The 15998-nt window shown below is 70.6% G+C and carries 15 protein-coding genes; 14 read left to right on the top strand and 1 reads right to left on the bottom strand.

Translation table 11 applies throughout. The features are described 5' to 3' along the window. Positions 1 to 185 precede the first annotated feature (185 nt). Positions 186 to 1100, top strand: coding sequence for a transporter (locus ACFWYS_RS38775; RefSeq protein ID WP_384779798.1), 915 nt, complete (start codon positions 186 to 188; stop codon positions 1098 to 1100). Positions 1101 to 1198: 98 nt separating this feature from the next. Here the strand turns inward: ACFWYS_RS38775 and ACFWYS_RS38770 are convergent, their stop codons facing one another. Further along, a complete protein-coding gene (locus tag ACFWYS_RS38770; RefSeq protein ID WP_384779795.1) occupies positions 1199 to 1948 on the bottom strand; it encodes a DNA-methyltransferase in 750 nt (249 codons plus the stop codon). Positions 1949 to 2581: 633 nt separating this feature from the next. On the opposite strand from ACFWYS_RS38770, the gene ACFWYS_RS38765 reads away from it, so the two are divergent. The 13 genes from ACFWYS_RS38765 to ACFWYS_RS38705 all read left to right on the top strand — a co-directional run bounded on the left by ACFWYS_RS38765 (position 2582) and on the right by ACFWYS_RS38705 (position 15915). Then, positions 2582 to 3724 (top strand): C40 family peptidase, encoded by a 1143-nt coding sequence (locus ACFWYS_RS38765; protein WP_384779792.1) that lies wholly within the window; start codon positions 2582 to 2584, stop codon positions 3722 to 3724. 85 nt (positions 3725 to 3809) lie between these two features. Then, positions 3810 to 4109 (top strand): DUF6112 family protein, encoded by a 300-nt coding sequence (locus tag ACFWYS_RS38760; RefSeq protein ID WP_384779848.1) that lies wholly within the window; start codon positions 3810 to 3812, stop codon positions 4107 to 4109. Then, complete coding sequence (locus ACFWYS_RS38755) at positions 4109 to 4795, top strand: hypothetical protein (protein ID WP_384779789.1); 687 nt, start codon at positions 4109 to 4111, stop codon at positions 4793 to 4795. The genes ACFWYS_RS38760 and ACFWYS_RS38755 overlap by 1 nt, the downstream gene beginning before the upstream one ends. Positions 4796 to 4828: 33 nt before the next feature. Further along, the gene (locus ACFWYS_RS38750; RefSeq protein ID WP_384779786.1) at positions 4829 to 6211 is read left to right on the top strand and encodes an ATP-binding protein; all 1383 of its coding nucleotides are present in this window, start codon (positions 4829 to 4831) and stop codon (positions 6209 to 6211) included. Between the two features lie 108 nt (positions 6212 to 6319). Next, on the top strand, positions 6320 to 7789 hold the full coding sequence (locus ACFWYS_RS38745; protein WP_384779783.1) for an SCO6880 family protein: 1470 nt from the start codon (positions 6320 to 6322) through the stop codon (positions 7787 to 7789). Positions 7790 to 7837: 48 nt separating this feature from the next. Continuing rightward, positions 7838 to 8293 carry a DUF6238 family protein gene (locus ACFWYS_RS38740; RefSeq protein ID WP_384779781.1) on the top strand — a complete coding sequence of 152 codons (456 nt, stop codon included), beginning with the start codon at positions 7838 to 7840 and terminating at the stop codon, positions 8291 to 8293. 20 nt (positions 8294 to 8313) lie between these two features. Beyond that, entirely contained in the window at positions 8314 to 9831 is a 1518-nt protein-coding gene (locus tag ACFWYS_RS38735; protein ID WP_384779778.1) for an ATP-binding protein, read from the top strand. 267 nt (positions 9832 to 10098) lie between these two features. Beyond that, complete coding sequence (locus tag ACFWYS_RS38730; RefSeq protein WP_384779775.1) at positions 10099 to 11142, top strand: hypothetical protein; 1044 nt, start codon at positions 10099 to 10101, stop codon at positions 11140 to 11142. Between the two features lie 85 nt (positions 11143 to 11227). Next, positions 11228 to 11947 (top strand): hypothetical protein, encoded by a 720-nt coding sequence (locus ACFWYS_RS38725; protein WP_384779772.1) that lies wholly within the window; start codon positions 11228 to 11230, stop codon positions 11945 to 11947. A 29-nt stretch (positions 11948 to 11976) separates the two neighbouring features. Beyond that, the gene (locus ACFWYS_RS38720) at positions 11977 to 12747 is read left to right on the top strand and encodes a hypothetical protein (RefSeq protein ID WP_384779769.1); all 771 of its coding nucleotides are present in this window, start codon (positions 11977 to 11979) and stop codon (positions 12745 to 12747) included. A 32-nt stretch (positions 12748 to 12779) separates the two neighbouring features. Next, positions 12780 to 13277: a hypothetical protein gene (locus tag ACFWYS_RS38715; RefSeq protein WP_384779766.1), complete on the top strand. Its 498-nt coding sequence runs from the start codon at positions 12780 to 12782 to the stop codon at positions 13275 to 13277. Between the two features lie 18 nt (positions 13278 to 13295). Further along, positions 13296 to 13997 (top strand): hypothetical protein, encoded by a 702-nt coding sequence (locus tag ACFWYS_RS38710; protein WP_384779763.1) that lies wholly within the window; start codon positions 13296 to 13298, stop codon positions 13995 to 13997. Between the two features lie 124 nt (positions 13998 to 14121). Beyond that, positions 14122 to 15915, top strand: a complete 1794-nt coding sequence (locus tag ACFWYS_RS38705; RefSeq protein WP_384779760.1) for a type IV secretory system conjugative DNA transfer family protein — start codon at positions 14122 to 14124, stop codon at positions 15913 to 15915. Positions 15916 to 15998 lie beyond the last annotated feature (83 nt).

Here is a 15998-nt window from a genome sequence, read left to right as displayed (position 1 = left end):
CAGGCCGTCGGCCCCAGTAGCTCCATGCTCGCCACTGCCAGTTTCGGCCGCACACTTCGGTTTTGGGTACTTCCAGCAGTGAGTGGTTTCGCCAGGCCTCAAGGCCGATCCGCCTGGGGCCGGAATAAATACTTCCTCGCCCCCATTGTTCCTTCTCGGCGATCAAGGTGGGGCGGGGAGGCTTCATGAGCAGTCTGAAAATCTTCAGGGTGAGAGGCGGGCAGGCCACGGAGATCTCGGGAGCGTCCGTGGGGGTGGAGGTGGAGCTGCAGCGGCTGATCGAGGCCAATATGGAGGCGATGCTCGGCATCCGCTTCCTGGCAACCGAGTACCGCACCGGCCATCACGGAGGCCGGATCGACTCCCTCGGACTGGACGAGAACGGCACTCCGGTAATCGTCGAGTACAAGCGCAACCGCGACCAGAACGTCATCAGCCAGGGGCTCTCGTACCTGTGGTGGCTCCACGACCACCACCACGAGTTCGAGAACCTGACCCGGGAGAGGCTCGGCGACGCAGCTGGCGCGGAGATCGACTGGAGCGCTCCACGGATCGTATGCGTCGCCGGCGCATTCGCTCACCATGACACGGTGGCTGTGGAAATGATCGGCCACCGGATCGATCTGGTGACGTACCGGGTTTTCGGGGATGCGCTCGCGCTGCAGCTCATCGCGTCCGCTGGCACCAGCCGCACATCGGCGCGGGGCAGATCGTCGGGATCGCCCCACGCAACGTCTCCGGCGCCGAAGTCGGTTCAGCAGTATCTCGATGACTCGTCGGAGGATCTCAAGGAGCTGTACACGGACCTCGACGAACTTCTGTTGTCTCACTCGGATGTGTTCAGGGAGCGCCAGGTCCACTACATCGCCTACCGGCGGATCGTGAACGTGGCCACGGTGCGCGTGCAGCCGCGCAACCAGCTACTCGTGGTCAATCTGAGGCTGGATCCGGAAACGGTCGAGCTGAGGGAGGGCTTCTCCCGGGATATGCGCGGCCTCGGAGCCCTTGGCGTGCGTGACGGCGTCGAGGTGCGGATCAGATCGCGCGAAGACCTCGCACGAGCGACCGCCCTGATCCAGCGGAGTGTCGAGGCGGCCTAGGTCTCTCCCCCCCCCATGGCAACGGGCGGTTGTCCCACCACTCTGGTGGAACACCGCCCGTTTCTGCGCTATGGCCCTGCGGCCAGGACGTCTCGGTCTCACTCTTCGGGCCCGGCGAGTTCGAAGTCGTCCTGGTTCAGTGCACCTTGAAGCCGACGCTCCGCAACGTCCGCATAGTGCTCGGAGAGTTCGACCCCTACGAACTGACGCCCCTCCCGCAACGCGGCAACGCCCGTCGTCCCCGAGCCTGCGAAGGGGTCAAGGACCGTTCCGCCCGGCGGGCAGATCTTGACCAGTTCCTGCATCACTTCCACGGGCTTCTGCGTGATGTGCACGCGGTCCTTCCTCGGCTGACTCGCCGTGTAGAGGCCGGGCAGGTAGACGGGGTTCCGGTTGGCGTCGACGGGTCCCTTGGTTCCCCACACGATGTACTCGCACGACTGCTTGAGTCGGCCCTTCTGAGGCCGTGAGACCGGCTTGTGCCAAGACGCGATCCCCCGCCAGGTCCAGCCCGCGGCCTGAAGCGCGTCCGTCGTCGTCGGCAGCTGCCGCCAGTCGGTGAAGACGAGAGCGCTGCCGGACTCGACGGTCGCGCGATAGGACTCGGTGAGCAGGAGCGTGAGCCAGAAGCCGTACGAGCGCTGGTCCCGGTTCTCCCCGGGGAAGTTGGCGAGGTCATGCTCGGCGTCGGCCGAGGTGTACTTCGCGCGTGCGGAGCGGCCGGTGCGCTCGCTGCTGGTTCGGCCGCCGCTGTTGTAGGGCGGGTCGGTGATTACGGCGTCGACGCTGTTGTCGGGGATGCCAGCAAGGGCTGTCAGCGCGTCGCCTCGGTGCAGGGTGTATAGCATTGCGCGGTTCTCTCTTTCAGGGAGGCAGTCGTGCGCCTTTTCTCCGCACGCGGAGGGCTGCGCACGTCGGCATGGATCGCTCCGCGGAACTGCGCAAGCAGCCGCCGTGGCGAGCAATGCGCTGGAGGTTAACCATGAATTCCGGCCGCGCCCAACGAGGCGGACCTCGGCACGGCTCCCCGGAACCAACCGCGGCGGGGGCCGTTTGGTGCGGCCGGATTTCGTCTCTACAGTCTCGCCGTGTTCGCAGGACGGGATCCGGTTCCACCCCTGCTGACCTTTGTCGTTGCATCCTGTTCCGCCCAAGGGGCGGTGTGTACGACACCCCACCGACTGGCTCCCTAATCGGCGAAGGGGACTCCCCATGTGGCGAGTGAGATTACGAACGCGGCTGGCTGCCGCTCTTCAGTAAGTAGGGGTCCAGCGGCCGGGAGTTAGCAGCTCCCGGCCCTGGTTTCCCTGCCTCCCACAGGGATTGCGAATTCATGACCGGCGTGGTGCCGGTGGCCTTTTCGACGAGAACGCCTGCGCCGCGCTGCCTACGAGTAAGGAGCTGCCGATGCAGCGTGCCCAGGCGCACCCCTCTCCGGGGTCCAATTCCCCGTGCCGCTGTTTGGCGTTGGGCCTTCGTCCGTGAAGAAGGTCGTAGCCATAGCAGGGGCCGTGGCGCTTGGCCCGACGTTGTTGATAGCGCCGGTCGCTGTCGCTCTCGCTGGTTCCAGCAGTGCTCAGGCCGCCTGTTCCGCGGACGGTGCGCAGGCTGTGGACAGCGCGGCGGTCGCGAAGTTGGTGAAGTCGATCCTCAAGGGCGACGGCAAGGGTTCCGTGTCCGTTTCGGGGCTGGATGACCCTGCGGAGCAGATTCCGAACGCCGAGACGATCCAGGCCACGGGCATCGCTATGAAGGTGCCGGCGCGGGGGCAGATCGTCGCCCTGGCCACGGCCCTGCAGGAGTCGGGTCTGCGGAACCTGGATTACGGCGACCGGGATTCGCTCGGTCTCTTCCAGCAGCGTCCCAGCCAGGGTTGGGGTACGGCTGCCGAGGTTCGTGATCCTGTGCATGCCTCGACGAAGTTCTACGAGGGTCTGCTCCAGGTTTCGGGCTGGCAGTCGATGACCGTCGCCCAGGCCGCGCAGGCGGTTCAAAAGAGCGGCTATCCCGAGGCGTACGCGAAGTGGGAGCCGCTGGCCACTGCCCTGCAGAAGACCATCGCCAAGTCGCTTGATCAGAACGGAAGTTCCGGCAAGGACAGCGGCACCGGCGGCGAGGCCGAGCAGACGGCGTCCGCGACGGCGACCGCTTGCGGTACCGGAGAGGACGGGTCCTCCTTCGGCACGATTCCCGCGGGGGCCGTCCCCGATGGCTACACGATCCCGGCCAGCGCGCCCAAGTCGGTGCGCACGGCGATCCGTTGGGGCCTTGGCCAACTCGGGACGTCTTATCAGTGGGGCGGTACGTGTGCCGCTCCGCACGGCCAGGACCCGATGGGACGGTGCGACTGCTCGTCCCTGATGCAGGCGTCGTACAAGGCCGGCGGCGTCTCGATCTCCCGGACCACGTACACGCAGGTCAAGGAGGGCAAGGCGGTCAGCGTCGATACCCTCAAGCCGGGTGACCTCCTGTTCACCCGCGGCACGGCCGCAGTGCCCGAACACGTCGGGATGTTCATCGGCCAGGGGCTGATCCTGCAGGCCCCGCACACCGGCGACGTGGTCAAGATCTCGACCCTCGCCGACTGGCGCGCAGACATCGTCGCCGCCCGCCGGGTCGTCTGACCGGCTCCTCCTCCCTCTCCCCTCACTCCGTCCCCTCCCGGGCCCTCGCGCGCCCAAAATCGCACTGGAGTTCCAAGTGAAGCTCATGCAGCACGCCCAGTATCTGGCGTACAACCCCGGAATCACACCGAAGGAGGGCGGTCTTCCCGGCCTCAGTGTGCTGAAGAACGTCGTCTCCTCGATCAACCTCTTCGGGATCGTCGCGGTGGTCGGCGCCCTGGCCATCTCCGCGATGGTCTGGGCGTGGGGTCACCACAGCGGTGGTCACCAGGCCGAGGCGAACGGGAAGAAGGGCACGGTCATCGCCGCCGGGTGTGCGCTGCTGCTCGGCGCGGCCAACGGCATCGTGGCGTTCTTCTCGGCGATGGGGACGCAGGTTCACTGATGTCGAGGGAACGTTCCCCCATCCCCCAGGAGCGCACCTACGGGGCACCGTCCTCCGTCCTGCGGCGTGCCCTGTTCGGTGGTCTCGTCCTGGCCGTGCTGTTGGCCGTCGCCGGGCTCCTGGCGTATCTGACCCGCACGGAGAGCCCCGCCTCGGCGCAGCCCGCGCCGACTCCGACCTCCACACAGCGGTCCGCTTCGCCGACGGCAACCCCCGGCGCGCGTACGGCGGTTGCGGCACCGCCCAAGACGAGTGATCCGATCGTCTTCGCCAAGGCTGCCACCAAGGTGCTGTGGACGTACGACACCCGCTCGTTCACCCGGGCCGAGCATGTCGCCGGGCTCAAGCGGTGGATAACCGGCGAGAAGCAGTACGCCGACTGGGCGTCCGTGTCCGACCAGATCCCGAGCCCGGTGCTGTGGTCGCGGATGCACGACAACCGCCAGCGCGCGAGCGCGAAGGTCGGCGAGGGCCACTTCCCGCAGGCGTTCAAGACCGCCCTGGCGCAGGATCCCGGCGCGATCACCGAGGCGTATGTCTACGCCGTCACGGTCACCGGCAAGCAGTCCATCGCCTGGAAGGGCTCCGGGGCCGGAGCCGAGTCCCGCTCCACGACGCTCGCCGTCCAGTGCCGCCCCGACCAGGCCTGTGCCCTGGTCGGCGTACTGCCGAACGTCGCGCCCTGAACGCCCGCCAAATCCTAGAAAGGAGGTGCCCTCATGGGGGCTTGTGACCTTCCCCTGATGAGCGCGGTGTGCGACACCGTCGGCGGCGTCGTCGGTTCGACCGGCGAAGCGATCACCGATGGCATCGGCGCCTGGATCGCCAAGTCGATGGGCGAACTGGCCCAGTCCGCCGCGGACCTCGCCTCGACCGCCGTCGACAAGACCACCGCCGTCGATCTCAACGCCGAATGGTTCCGCAGCAACTACGAGATGCTGCTGCCCATCGGTCTCGTGCTTACCGTCGCCACGTTCTGCCTCCAGCTGATGCGGGCGGCCTGGCGCCGTGACGAGCGCGCGCTCGCGCAGGCGGTGACCGGGACGGTGGCGGGCGTGCTGTTCGCATTCGCCGCGATCGCCTGCACCACCGTCGCACTGACCGTGGTCGACGCGCTGTCCGCCGGGCTGTTCAAGGCGGCGAACACGTCGGTCGACGACGCGATCCGCCGCGTCATCGAGGTCAACAACCTCGGACCGATGTACGCGCTCGGCTGGACCATCCCTGCCATGGTCGGGCTGGGGTGTGCCATCGGCGCGTTCCTGTACTGGGCGACGATGGTCGCCCGCAAGGTCGGCATCCTGGTCCTGGTGACGCTGGCGGTGTTCGCCGGCGCGGGCGGCGGCTGGGAAGTCGCGCGGCGCTGGCGGCGCGGGTGGATCGAGGCGACCGCCACGTTGATCGTCAGCAAGCTGCTGATGACGATCGTGTTCCTGCTCGGCGTCTCGGCCATGGGCAAGAGCGACGCCTCTGACGGACTCGCAGCCCTGTCCGACGCCATGGCGGGCATCGTCGTCATGGTCCTGGTGATGCTGTGCCCCTACGCCACGTACAAGTTCGTGCACTGGGCGGCCGACGGCGGCGGCCAGGACGACCTCCACCGCACGGGCGTCGCCGGGGTCGCGGTGGCCGCCGGTGCGGCGAAGACCGCAGGCCAGCTCGCGATGCAGGCCGGCACCGGCATGCGGGCTCCGCAGGGCCCCTCGAAGGTTCCGGGCCAGGGCTGGGGCGGTGTCGCCTCCGGTATCGACCCGACCGGCGGATCTGGCGGGGACGACCAGCCGAAGCAGACCCACTTCCGCTTCGGTGAGGACCCCAACGCCACCGGCGACAAGGGCCGGGCGCTGATCCGGCGGCCTCCCACCGACGGTGACCGCGGGCAACCACTGATCCAGCGTCCCGGCCAGGAGGCGGCGGCCGACGCGGCTCCAGTCGCCTCCGGGCCGACGCCGCAGGGCGCGACGGTGGCCCAGCCGCGCATCACCCACCTGGATCCGCCGGCATCCCGGCGTCCAGGACCGGCGGCTGGGCCGTCTCCGCAGGGCGGTGCCACGCCGCAGCGGTGGGTCTACCCCGAGCCGCCGGGTGGATCGGGCTCGTAGCCCTCGCCTGACGGGGCGGGCGGCACCCGTCGGCTTCCGGCGCCGCCCGCCCCGTCTCCTCCCCCTCTTCTCCTTCTTGCTCTCTCCACGTTCCAAGGACGCTTCGCCATGCTCTCCGACACCTCTCAGCCTGACGGCCCGGCCACCGTGAAGTTCCCGCATCGCTCGCGACGCGGTGTCCTGCTCGGCCTGTCGGCGCCTCAGCTGATCGTCGTCACCGTCACCGGGCTGCTGCTGCTCGCGGTGCTGCTCACCTCCGGCGTCACCGGGGCGCTCAAGCTCATCCCGCTGTGGGCGGTCATTCTGGCGACGGTGTTCGTCCGCCATCACGGACGGTCCCTCGCCGACTGGGCGCCCATCGCCGCGGGGTACGCGCTGCGTCGTTTCCGGGGCCAGCTGCTCTGGCTCGCCCGGCCGTCCACCCGGCCGCGCCGCGAGGGCCTGCTCCATCTCCCCGGCACGGCGGCGTCCCTGCGCGTGGTCGCCGCCCCGCGCGGCCACTTCGGCGCGGTGCACGATCCGCACCACGGCACGCTCACCGCGGTCGTGAAGGTCTCCTCGCGCGCCTTCGCGCTGCTCGACCCGGCCACCCAGTCCAGCAACGTAGCGGGCTGGGGGCGCACGCTGGCGGCGCTGTCGCGCACCGGGCACATCGCCCGCGTCCAGGTCCTGGAGCGCACGGTGCCCGACTCCGGCGACGCGCTCAACCGCTACTGGCACGAGCACGGCAACGCCGAGACCCACCTCGCCGGCCCCATCTACCGCGACCTGCTGGCCGCCGCCGGACCGGCCGCCGCCCCGCACGAGGCGTACGTCGCCCTCGCCCTCGACCTCAAGGCCGCCCGCCGCCTGATCAACCAGGCCGGAGGCGGGCTCACCGGCGGCTTCACGGTCCTGGCACAGCTCACCGCCACCTTCGACCAAGCCGCCCGCAACTCCGGCCTGGCGCCCAGCGGCTGGCTGGACGCCGCCGAGATCGCCGCAGTCATCCGTACCGCGTACGACCCGAAGGCGTCGGCCGCGCTGGAGCAGTGGTCGGCCTCGGGCCGCGCGCAGGCCGAGCCCGCTGCCGCCGGCCCCGTCGTCCTGGTCGAGAAGGCCGACCGGATCCAGACCGACTCGGCCCACCACGCCACGTTCTGGATCGAGAACTGGCCCCGCATCGAGACCTCACCCGGCTTCCTGCACCAGCTCCTGTTCACCTCCGGCGTGCGCCGCACACTCTCGCTGACGTACGAGCCCAAGGGCCTGGACTCCGCGCTCAAGGACGTACAGCGCCGCAAGGCCACCGTGATCGCGGACGCCGCCGAGCGGCAGCGCAAGGGGCAGGTCGACTCCGAGGAGGACTCGGTCGAGTACGCCGACATCAAGCAGCGCGAGCGCCAGCTGATCGCCGGACACGCCGACGTCGCCCTCACCGGCCTGCTCACCGTGAGCGCCGACACCGACGAGCAGCTCAACGCCGCCTGTGCCGCGATCGAGACGGCCGCCGTAGCCGCCCTCGTCGACCTGCGCCTTCTGACTTGGCAGCAGGCCGAGGCCTTCACCAACGCCGCCCTGCCCCTCGCCCGCCCGTAGCGCACGCACTCGCTCCACCCTCTCGCGCTCTACCGAAGGGCACCCCTCATGCCGACCGAGCCCCTGCCCGAACTGGCTCCGGACTTCGTCCCGTTCGCCACCGCCGCGCTCGACTTCCACCAGGCGATCAACATGCCGGTCGCCCCCATCGCCGCCGGCCGTGCCGAACTCGACTCCCTGCACGCCCACATCGTCGCGCTGTACGGGCTGCTGGATGCCCACACCGCCCGCACCACCCCGGTGGCCAGGGTGGAAGGCGACCATCTGCGGGCGTGCCGGATCCGGCTGTGGCAGGCAGCCGAGCACCTCCACGCCGCCTTCCACGCCGCCCCGCACCCCGGCTCCGGCCGCCTTCCCATCCGGGAGGCGTGCCGGGCCCGGCGGCCCGAGGGGGCGCCCGAACTCACCGTGTGCCAGCGCCACCTGGCCACCGCCGCCCGCGTCCGCCGTGACCACACGCCGGCCGATCTGCGCGACCCCTTCACCGGCCTCACCCGCCACTGACCATCAGGAGCACCGCCCCCATGCCCTCTCGCACTACCCGCGCCAGTGCCAGCCCGCTGTTCGTCCCACGCAAGAGCGACCGCCGTACGGCGCGCACCGCCCGGCACCAGTTCGCCGCCGCCCGGGAGCAGGCCCGGCACGCCGCACGCCCCGAAATCCGACCGACCTCGCCCGGTCTCGACCCCGACCTGCGGGCCACCTACCCGCCCGCCGGCCGACCCGGCCCGGCCTCCGCCCGTGGCGGCCGACTCAAGCTGCCCGCCCACCGGATGACGACGGCCACCGCGTCCGGGGCCTACCCCTTCCTCGCCGAGGGCGGACTCGGCGCGCAGGGCATCTACATCGGCCGCGACGTGCACGCAGAAGCGGCCTTCACCTACGACCCGTTCGCCTTGTACGGGCGCCTCGACGGCTTCACCAATCCCAACATCCTGCTGGCCGGGATCATCGGCATGGGCAAGTCCGCCCTGGCCAAGTCCCTCGCGGTGCGCGCCGTGGCCTTCGGCTACCGGATCTACGTGCCCTGCGACCCGAAGGGCGAGTGGACCGTCGTAGCCCAGGAACTGGGCGGGCAGACCATCGCGCTCGGCCCCGGCCTGCCCGGACGCCTGAACCCGTTGGATGCGCCGGCCCGGCCGTACGGCGTCAGCGAGGACGACTGGACAGGCGAGGTCCGTAAGCGGCGCCTGCTGCTGCTCGGCTCGCTCGCGAAGACGGTCCTGGGACGCGAGTTGCATCCCATGGAGCACACCGCCCTTGATGTGGCGCTCGACCAGGTCGTCGCGCACGCCGAGGCCAACGGGACGACTCCGCTGCTGGGTGAAGTCGCTTACGTCCTCGGCTCCCCCGAGCGGCTCGATGCTGCGCTCGGCGAGCTGTCCGGCCGTCTCGGGCACGCCGCCGAGGACCTCGCCCACGCACTGCGCCGTCTCGTGCACGGCGATCTGGCGGGGATGTTCGACGCGCCGAGCACCGTGGCGTTCGACCCGAGCGAGCCAATGCTGTCCATCGACCTGTCCCGCCTGGGCAGCGCGGGCGATGACACCGCGCTCGTCCTGGCGATGACCTGCGCCTCCGCCTGGATGGAGTCCGCACTCGCAGACCCCGCCGGAGGACGACGCTGGGTGATCTACGACGAGGCCTGGCGCGTCATGCGGCACGTCGCCCTGCTGGAACGGATGCAGAGCCAGTGGAAGCTCTCCCGCGGCCTGGGCATCGCGAACCTGATGGTCATCCACCGCCTCAGCGACCTGCTGGCCGCAGGGGACGCCGGCTCCCGCGGCCGGGCCCTGGCCGAGGGCCTGCTCACCGACTGCTCCACCCGGATCATCTACCGCCAGGAAGCCGACCAACTCTCCTCAGCCGCTTCCCTGTTGGGACTCACCGGCGTCGAAACACAGGCGGTCTCCGCACTGACCAAGGGGCGTGGCCTGTGGAAGGTGGCAGGCCGATCGTTCATCACTCAACATCTTTTGCATCCGCGGGAACGCAAGCTGTTCGACACGGACGCCCGGATGGCGGCGATCACTCAACCTTGATCGCTCCCGTGCCGTTCGGGGGCCGGTGCCACGTCCCGGCCCCCATCCTCCCCGCTCAGAGTGTTCCTAGGAAGTCCGTCTTCATGCCTCAGCAGTACAAGACCCGCCGCGTGGTGCATCGGCTCGTCCAGCGCTGCCTCCGCGCCACCGCGGCCAACGCCTCTCACGGTCATATCCACCTGGCCACGGGCCCGTTCGGCGCCCTGGACGAATCGCGACGGCTCGACGCCCGACAGACTCCGCCGCCAGCCGCATCGGGCCTCCGCCATGGCTGAGCGGACACCGCCGACGGCGGACCTTGCGGCGTTCGCCCAGGGTCTCGCCGCCCGGCTGCCTGGCTCGTGGACCACTGTCGATCGGGAGCACGCCGCGTACGCCGATCAGTTCCCGCTCGCGGAGCGGATCTGGGACTACGGGCATGTGCAGTGGGCCTTCGAGCATTTCGTGCTGTCCCGGAGCGCTGTGCTCACCAGCGACACCGGTTGCGAGCTGGTCGTCGTCGACCGCCCGCGGCGCACACGTGAGTTCCTGGTCGCCGCCTTGCAGCCGAGCGACGGTGACGTCGCGGACCGGGTGAAGGCACCCGACGGCATCGTCGTCGACGCGGACCCGGCGCGCGCGGCATCAGCGGTGACCGACCGGCTCCTTCCCCGCTACGAGCGGGCCGTGCGTGAGGCACGCATCGAACAGGTCGCCGTCGCTGTAGCCGCCGGCGAACGGGTCCTCGCCGAGTGGGACGCGATCTCCGACAGCCTGTGCGACGCCGATCACTGGCCCCTCGACGAGCGCTACGACCTGCGCCAGCAGCAGCGGGATGCGGAGATGTGGGCAGTGTTCGCTCCCTTCCTCGACCACGGTCCCGCCCTGATCGCCCACGCCGTGAAGACGTCCGCCGTCCTGGATCCGGAGGATCGTGTGGACGGGCGGTGGGCGTACCGGCTTCGGGTACTGCGCGAGGCCTTGAAGGGCGGCACACGTGTTCAGGCCGACTTCAAGTTCGTCACCGGTGCGCTCCTACCGGATCACCCTCACGCCGAGGCCGCGCTCGCGAAGGCCGTCGTCGAGCGCAATGCCGAGGGCTGGCATTACGCCCTGACCTGGATGGAGAGCGGCGGCGTACTCGTCGAGATGGCGCGAGCCGAGCAAGCCCTGCGCCGCCGAACGGACAGGCCACAGCAGTCCGCGCAGGCCCAGGCCGCCCGTGCCCGGTCCCCGTACGCGGCCAGCCTTCGCGCCGCGCCGACGACGGTGTCCACCACCGCGGCGCCGCCCGGCCTCCTCGCACCCGACCGCGGGCGCCGATCCCGCTAGCGCAGATTCCCCGGCCCCACCAAATCCGTCCTCGGGCCACATCCTCGTCCTCCGCATGGCCCCGACTCTGCGAGGTGCACCTCTCGTGGCGGAAATACCCCCGCACATCACCGTCGCCCACCACACCCAGTACGGCGTCGTCGCCGCGCTGTCGCACGACCACCACGTCGCCGATCACATGCTGCGGCGGGTCGGCTTCGAGCGACTGCCCGGCAGCCGCCTGTACGCGCTGACCGAGCCGGACCGTGACCTGACGCGGCGCGGACAGCAGGCCGTCCAGTCGTTGCGCGCCGCGCGCTACAGCGTCACCTCCGACGCCGCGTACGACCTCAAGCCCGCCACCCGGCCCGCCCCCGGTCGGGGCCTCTTCGAGGAGCCGGAGAGCAGCACCGCCGCGGAGGTCCTCGGCAGCGGGAACGCGGTCTCCGCCTCCGCCCACGCGCTCGATGCCGACATCCGGACCGCCCGGATCGTCGTGCACGACCAGGTCCGCGATCCCGACGGCACGCTGCGCGCGGTCGGCACCGACACGCACACCGGCGAAGGCCTGCTGCTGCACGGCGAGGGCGATCTGCGCTACGTCGAGACGCGGCTGGACAACACGGCCCTCTCTTTCGACGCGTTCTCCTACATCCGCGGCAACGGACGTCCCGATCCGACTCCGGCGACATGGCAGCGCCGGGCCCAGGCCGCAGCCACCGCCATCTCCCCGGCCCGCGCGAGTACGTCGGTGCCGCAGCGGCCTGACGTCACCGTCGCCTTCCGCCCAGCCCAGGCTTTCCGGCAGCCGGTCCACACCCGCTAGGTCATCCGAACCCGAAGGAAGTCTTCCGCATGAAACTGCAACTCGATCCCGATGTCGCCTTCGGTGTCCACCCGGAGTTCGGTGTGGTCGCCGCTGTATCGGACGATCACCCGTTCCTCGATGAGGTACTGCGCAAGCACCACTTCCGCCACAGCAGTGCCCTAGATCTCTACATACTGTCCGACGACACCCCGCACAACACGACGGTGCGGGCCGTGGCCCGCGCGAGCCGCGAGTTCCAGGACGTCGGCCTCTCGGTCGCCGCCGACCCCCGCATCATGCTGCCGCCCCCGATCCCGACACCGGACGGGGCGCCCGCACGCCAGGCGCTGCCCGGGCAGTCACTGACCGCCCTGACCGGGGAACTGCACGAGCTGCGCCGCTCGGCCGATGTCGCCGACGTCCTGGAACAGATCCTCGACGAACACCACGGCGTCGTCGGCGACCTGGAGGAGTTCATCGACACGGCCGCCGCCTGGTGCGACCGGCTGGACACCCCCAACGGCCGCGAACTGGGCCAGCATCTGCGCACCATCGCCCACCACCTCGCGTTCCTCGGCGACCAGCTCGTCACCGCCCAGCTCGACCTCGCGGTCATGCCGGACCTGACCCCGGAAGACGCCCCGCCCCTGGCCGACGTACCGCTGCTGCCCCGGTACGAGCTCCCGTCGGTCACACACACCGCCCGCGCCCGCGCCGCTCTCGCGCCCTCCCCCAGCCGTCCGGCAACCCTGCCCAACTCCCCGGACAAAGCAGCCCGTTCACCGGCTCCCCCGTCCAGCCCTCGTCGTACGCGCTGACCTTCCTCTCGATTCACGAAGGAGCCCGGCTCATGGCCGTCAAGAAGATCTGGACCATCAACCACGCCTGCGGGGACACCACTCAGGCCGATCTCTCCGACCGTCCGGCCGACCGTCGTGCCGGCTACGCCCGCTGGCTCGCCGAGCGCGACTGCACCGACTGCTGGCGCGCCACGCAGGGCGAGGATGCCGAGTCCAAGGCCGAGTGGCTGGCAAAGAAGCGGGACGCCGAGCAGGCCGAGGCCGAGGAATGGTCGACGCGGTACCGGATGCCCCCGCTGGAGGGCACCGACCGCGCCATCGCCTGGGGCACCCGCTGCCGCCACCAGCTCGTGGCCGCCGCGTACACCGCCCTGGTCCTCGAAGGCACCACGAGCGAGGAGGAGTGGGCAGCCGTCGAGGACGCCGTACGGCCCCTGACGCGTGCCGGGTGGTGGCTGGATCAGCGCGACGCCGAGCCCGCCGACCTGCCCGAGTTGCTGGCCGCCGCCACCGAGGGCGACCGGCCCACCGAGAACCCGCACTTCTGAACGCCTGCGGAGGCCATCATGTCCACCACACCCGATGTCGTCATCACCCGCGAACCGACTGGCAACGTGACCGCCGAGGGCGGGGACGAACTGGCCTTCACTCTCCTCAAGCGCGCTGGCTTCGTCATCGAGACCACCCCGCGCTCCTTCTGGTACCGCCTGCCCTGGGACATGGGCGAGCAGCGCGAGAACCAGATGGCCAGCCATGCCGCCCGGATGCTCAGCGCGGTCGGCTACCGGGTCGAACTCGATCCCGGTCTGGACGTCAGCCGGATCGCCACGCCTACCGATCCCCTCGGCACACGCGTCTACGGGCAGCAGATCCTCTCCCTGACCGACCAGCTCAACGGAGCCGAGACGTACGCGGGGGCGGCCGACCTCGTCGAGCACGTCGTGGACCCGGATGACGGTGTCCTCGTCCGCCTCGGTGAGTTCTTCGAGGCGGCGGCCGTGCAGGCCAACGTCGCCGATATCGATGACGGCTGGGACCTGTCCCATCTGTTCGAGGACGCCGCTTCCACGCTCGCCTCTCTCGGCGATGACCTGCGCCGTGCCGGCGATCAGATGCGGGCTCTCGGGCCGCCCCGGAAGCGGAGCTGGAAGGAAGGCGTCGCCAGCTACTACGCGACGGCCCCGAGCCCCCGCACCGGAGCCACGCCCGCCTCCGAAGAACCCTCCGTCACGCCGCCCAACACGCCCAGGCCGGGCCGGTCTCGCTGACCGCTTCCCGGCTGATCCGTCCAATTCCCCTGCCCGCCACAGTCACCAGGAGCCCATTCGTGATCACCAGAGCAACGTGCCGCCCCGCCACCACCCGTAGGACCGCACCCCTCTGGATCCCGCCTTGCCATCTCCGCGCACCAGCACGCCCTCGACCACCACCGGCACCGACTTCCTGCTCTACCTCCTGATCGGCATCGCCGGTCTCGGCATGGCGGGAGGCTCGCTGGCCTGGCTGTTCGGCAACCTCGCCAACAGCGTGGCCGGCTCCGATCCGTGGGCCGCCTTCCAGCCGACCGGCGCGCTCCTGCACCCCGAACTCCTCTGGCCGCACCTGGCCCGGCCCGCCGTCCTCACCGGCTGCTACGTGCTCCCCGCCGCCACGCTCACCACGGCAGCCGTCCTCGGCGCCCGGCTGTGGCTGCGCCTTCGCCGCAACCCCAACGGGCTTGCCGATCGTCGGGACCTGGCCGACCTGCTGCCCAAGAAGATTGCCGCCAAGGCCATCGACCTGCGGCCCAGCCTGAAGGGCACCAAGCCCAAGGCCGTCGCCCCGGACGACCGCGGCGTCCTGCTCGGCACCCTGAAGCCGGGTGCCAGCGAGGTCCGCTCCTCCTGGGAGGACGTACTCCTCGCGATCATGGCGCCCCGCTCCGGGAAAACCTCGGGACTTGCGATCCCCGCGGTCCTGCGAGCCCCCGGCCCGGTCTTGCTGACCTCCAACAAGGCCGCCCGCGACGCCTACACGGCAACGCTCGACGAGCGCTCCCGGGTGGGCACGGTGTGGACGCTGGACCCGCAACAGATCGCCCACGCCCCGCAGACCATGTGGTGGGACATCCTCGCCGACGCCCACGATCTCGCCGGGGCCCGGCGGCTGGCCGGGCACTTCGTGACCGCCTCCGTGGACGAGTCCAACGCGGGCGACTTCTGGTCCACCGCCGCCGCCAACACCCTCACCGCGCTGTTCCTCGCCGCGGCCCGCGACCACCGGCCGATCACCGACGTGCTGGCCTGGCTCGCCTCCCCCGCCGACCGCACCCCCATCGACCTCCTGCAGGACGCCGGCCTCGACGGCGTCGCCGCCCAGCTCCAGGGCACTGTGGCCGGAGCCGTCGAGACCCGCGACGGCATCTTCGAGACCGCCCGGCAGTACGCCAGCTGCCTCCTCGACCCGGGCATCGCCTCCTGGGTCACTCCACCCAACAGCCTGGAGAAGGTGCGGGAGTTCCAGCCGGAGGCGTTCGCGACCAGCAAGGACACCCTGTTCCTGCTGTCGAAGGACGGCGGCGGCTCCGCCTCGGCGATCATCGCCGCAGCCGCCGACGCGGTGATGCGCGCGGCCGTCATCCAGGCCGAACGCGACGGCGGGCGCCTCGACTCCCCGCTGCTCGCGATCCTCGACGAAGCCGCCAACGTCTGCAAGATCTCCGACCTCCCGGACCTCTACTCCCACCTCGGCTCCCGGGGCGTCATCCCGATCACGATCCTGCAGTCCTACCGCCAGGGCGTACGGGTGTGGGGCGAGGCCGGCATGGACGCCCTGTGGTCCGCCGCGACCATCAAGCTCGTCGGCTCCGGCATCGACGACGCCGACTTCGCCGACAAGCTCTCCCGCCTCGTCGGCGACCACGACGTACGCACCGTCTCCGTGTCCACCAGCGAGTCGGGCAAGTCCACCTCGGTGTCGACGCGTCAGGAACGCGAGTTGCCGGCCGACGCGATCCGAGCCCTGCCCAAGGGCTCCGCACTGCTGCTGGCCACCGGCGTGCGCCCCGCCCTCCTGGACCTCAAGCCCTGGTACCGCGAGCCGGACGCCGACCGGCTCGGCGCCGCCTCCGCCCGGGCGACCGCGGCCATCACCGAGCGCGCGCTGGCCAAGCAGTTGCACCGCGACGACTTCGGCCCGGCGGCATGACCGCCCCGGCGCTGCGCGCCGCACGCACGAGACGCGCGGGAGTACGGCCCGCCGCCTCCCCGAGCCGCTGCTCAGCCTCCCCC

Source organism: Streptomyces sp. NPDC059010 (assembly GCF_042740355.1).
Taxonomy (GTDB): domain Bacteria; phylum Actinomycetota; class Actinomycetes; order Streptomycetales; family Streptomycetaceae; genus Streptomyces.
This window is presented reverse-complemented; position numbering and strand designations above follow the sequence as displayed.

Excerpts from the sequence above, each read along its gene's own strand:
- ACFWYS_RS38760 (WP_384779848.1), top strand. The coding sequence starts at position 3,810 with ATGCAGCACGCCCAGTATCTGGCGTACAACCCCGGAATCACACCGAAG.
- ACFWYS_RS38730 (WP_384779775.1), top strand. The coding sequence starts at position 10,099 with ATGGCTGAGCGGACACCGCCGACGGCGGACCTTGCGGCGTTCGCCCAG.
- ACFWYS_RS38740 (WP_384779781.1), top strand. The coding sequence starts at position 7,838 with ATGCCGACCGAGCCCCTGCCCGAACTGGCTCCGGACTTCGTCCCGTTC.
- ACFWYS_RS38775 (WP_384779798.1), top strand. The coding sequence starts at position 186 with ATGAGCAGTCTGAAAATCTTCAGGGTGAGAGGCGGGCAGGCCACGGAG.
- ACFWYS_RS38715 (WP_384779766.1), top strand. The coding sequence starts at position 12,780 with ATGGCCGTCAAGAAGATCTGGACCATCAACCACGCCTGCGGGGACACC.
- ACFWYS_RS38770 (WP_384779795.1), bottom strand. The coding sequence starts at position 1,948 with ATGCTATACACCCTGCACCGAGGCGACGCGCTGACAGCCCTTGCTGGC.
- ACFWYS_RS38745 (WP_384779783.1), top strand. The coding sequence starts at position 6,320 with ATGCTCTCCGACACCTCTCAGCCTGACGGCCCGGCCACCGTGAAGTTC.
- ACFWYS_RS38735 (WP_384779778.1), top strand. The coding sequence starts at position 8,314 with ATGCCCTCTCGCACTACCCGCGCCAGTGCCAGCCCGCTGTTCGTCCCA.
- ACFWYS_RS38710 (WP_384779763.1), top strand. The coding sequence starts at position 13,296 with ATGTCCACCACACCCGATGTCGTCATCACCCGCGAACCGACTGGCAAC.
- ACFWYS_RS38755 (WP_384779789.1), top strand. The coding sequence starts at position 4,109 with ATGTCGAGGGAACGTTCCCCCATCCCCCAGGAGCGCACCTACGGGGCA.
- ACFWYS_RS38750 (WP_384779786.1), top strand. The coding sequence starts at position 4,829 with ATGGGGGCTTGTGACCTTCCCCTGATGAGCGCGGTGTGCGACACCGTC.
- ACFWYS_RS38720 (WP_384779769.1), top strand. The coding sequence starts at position 11,977 with ATGAAACTGCAACTCGATCCCGATGTCGCCTTCGGTGTCCACCCGGAG.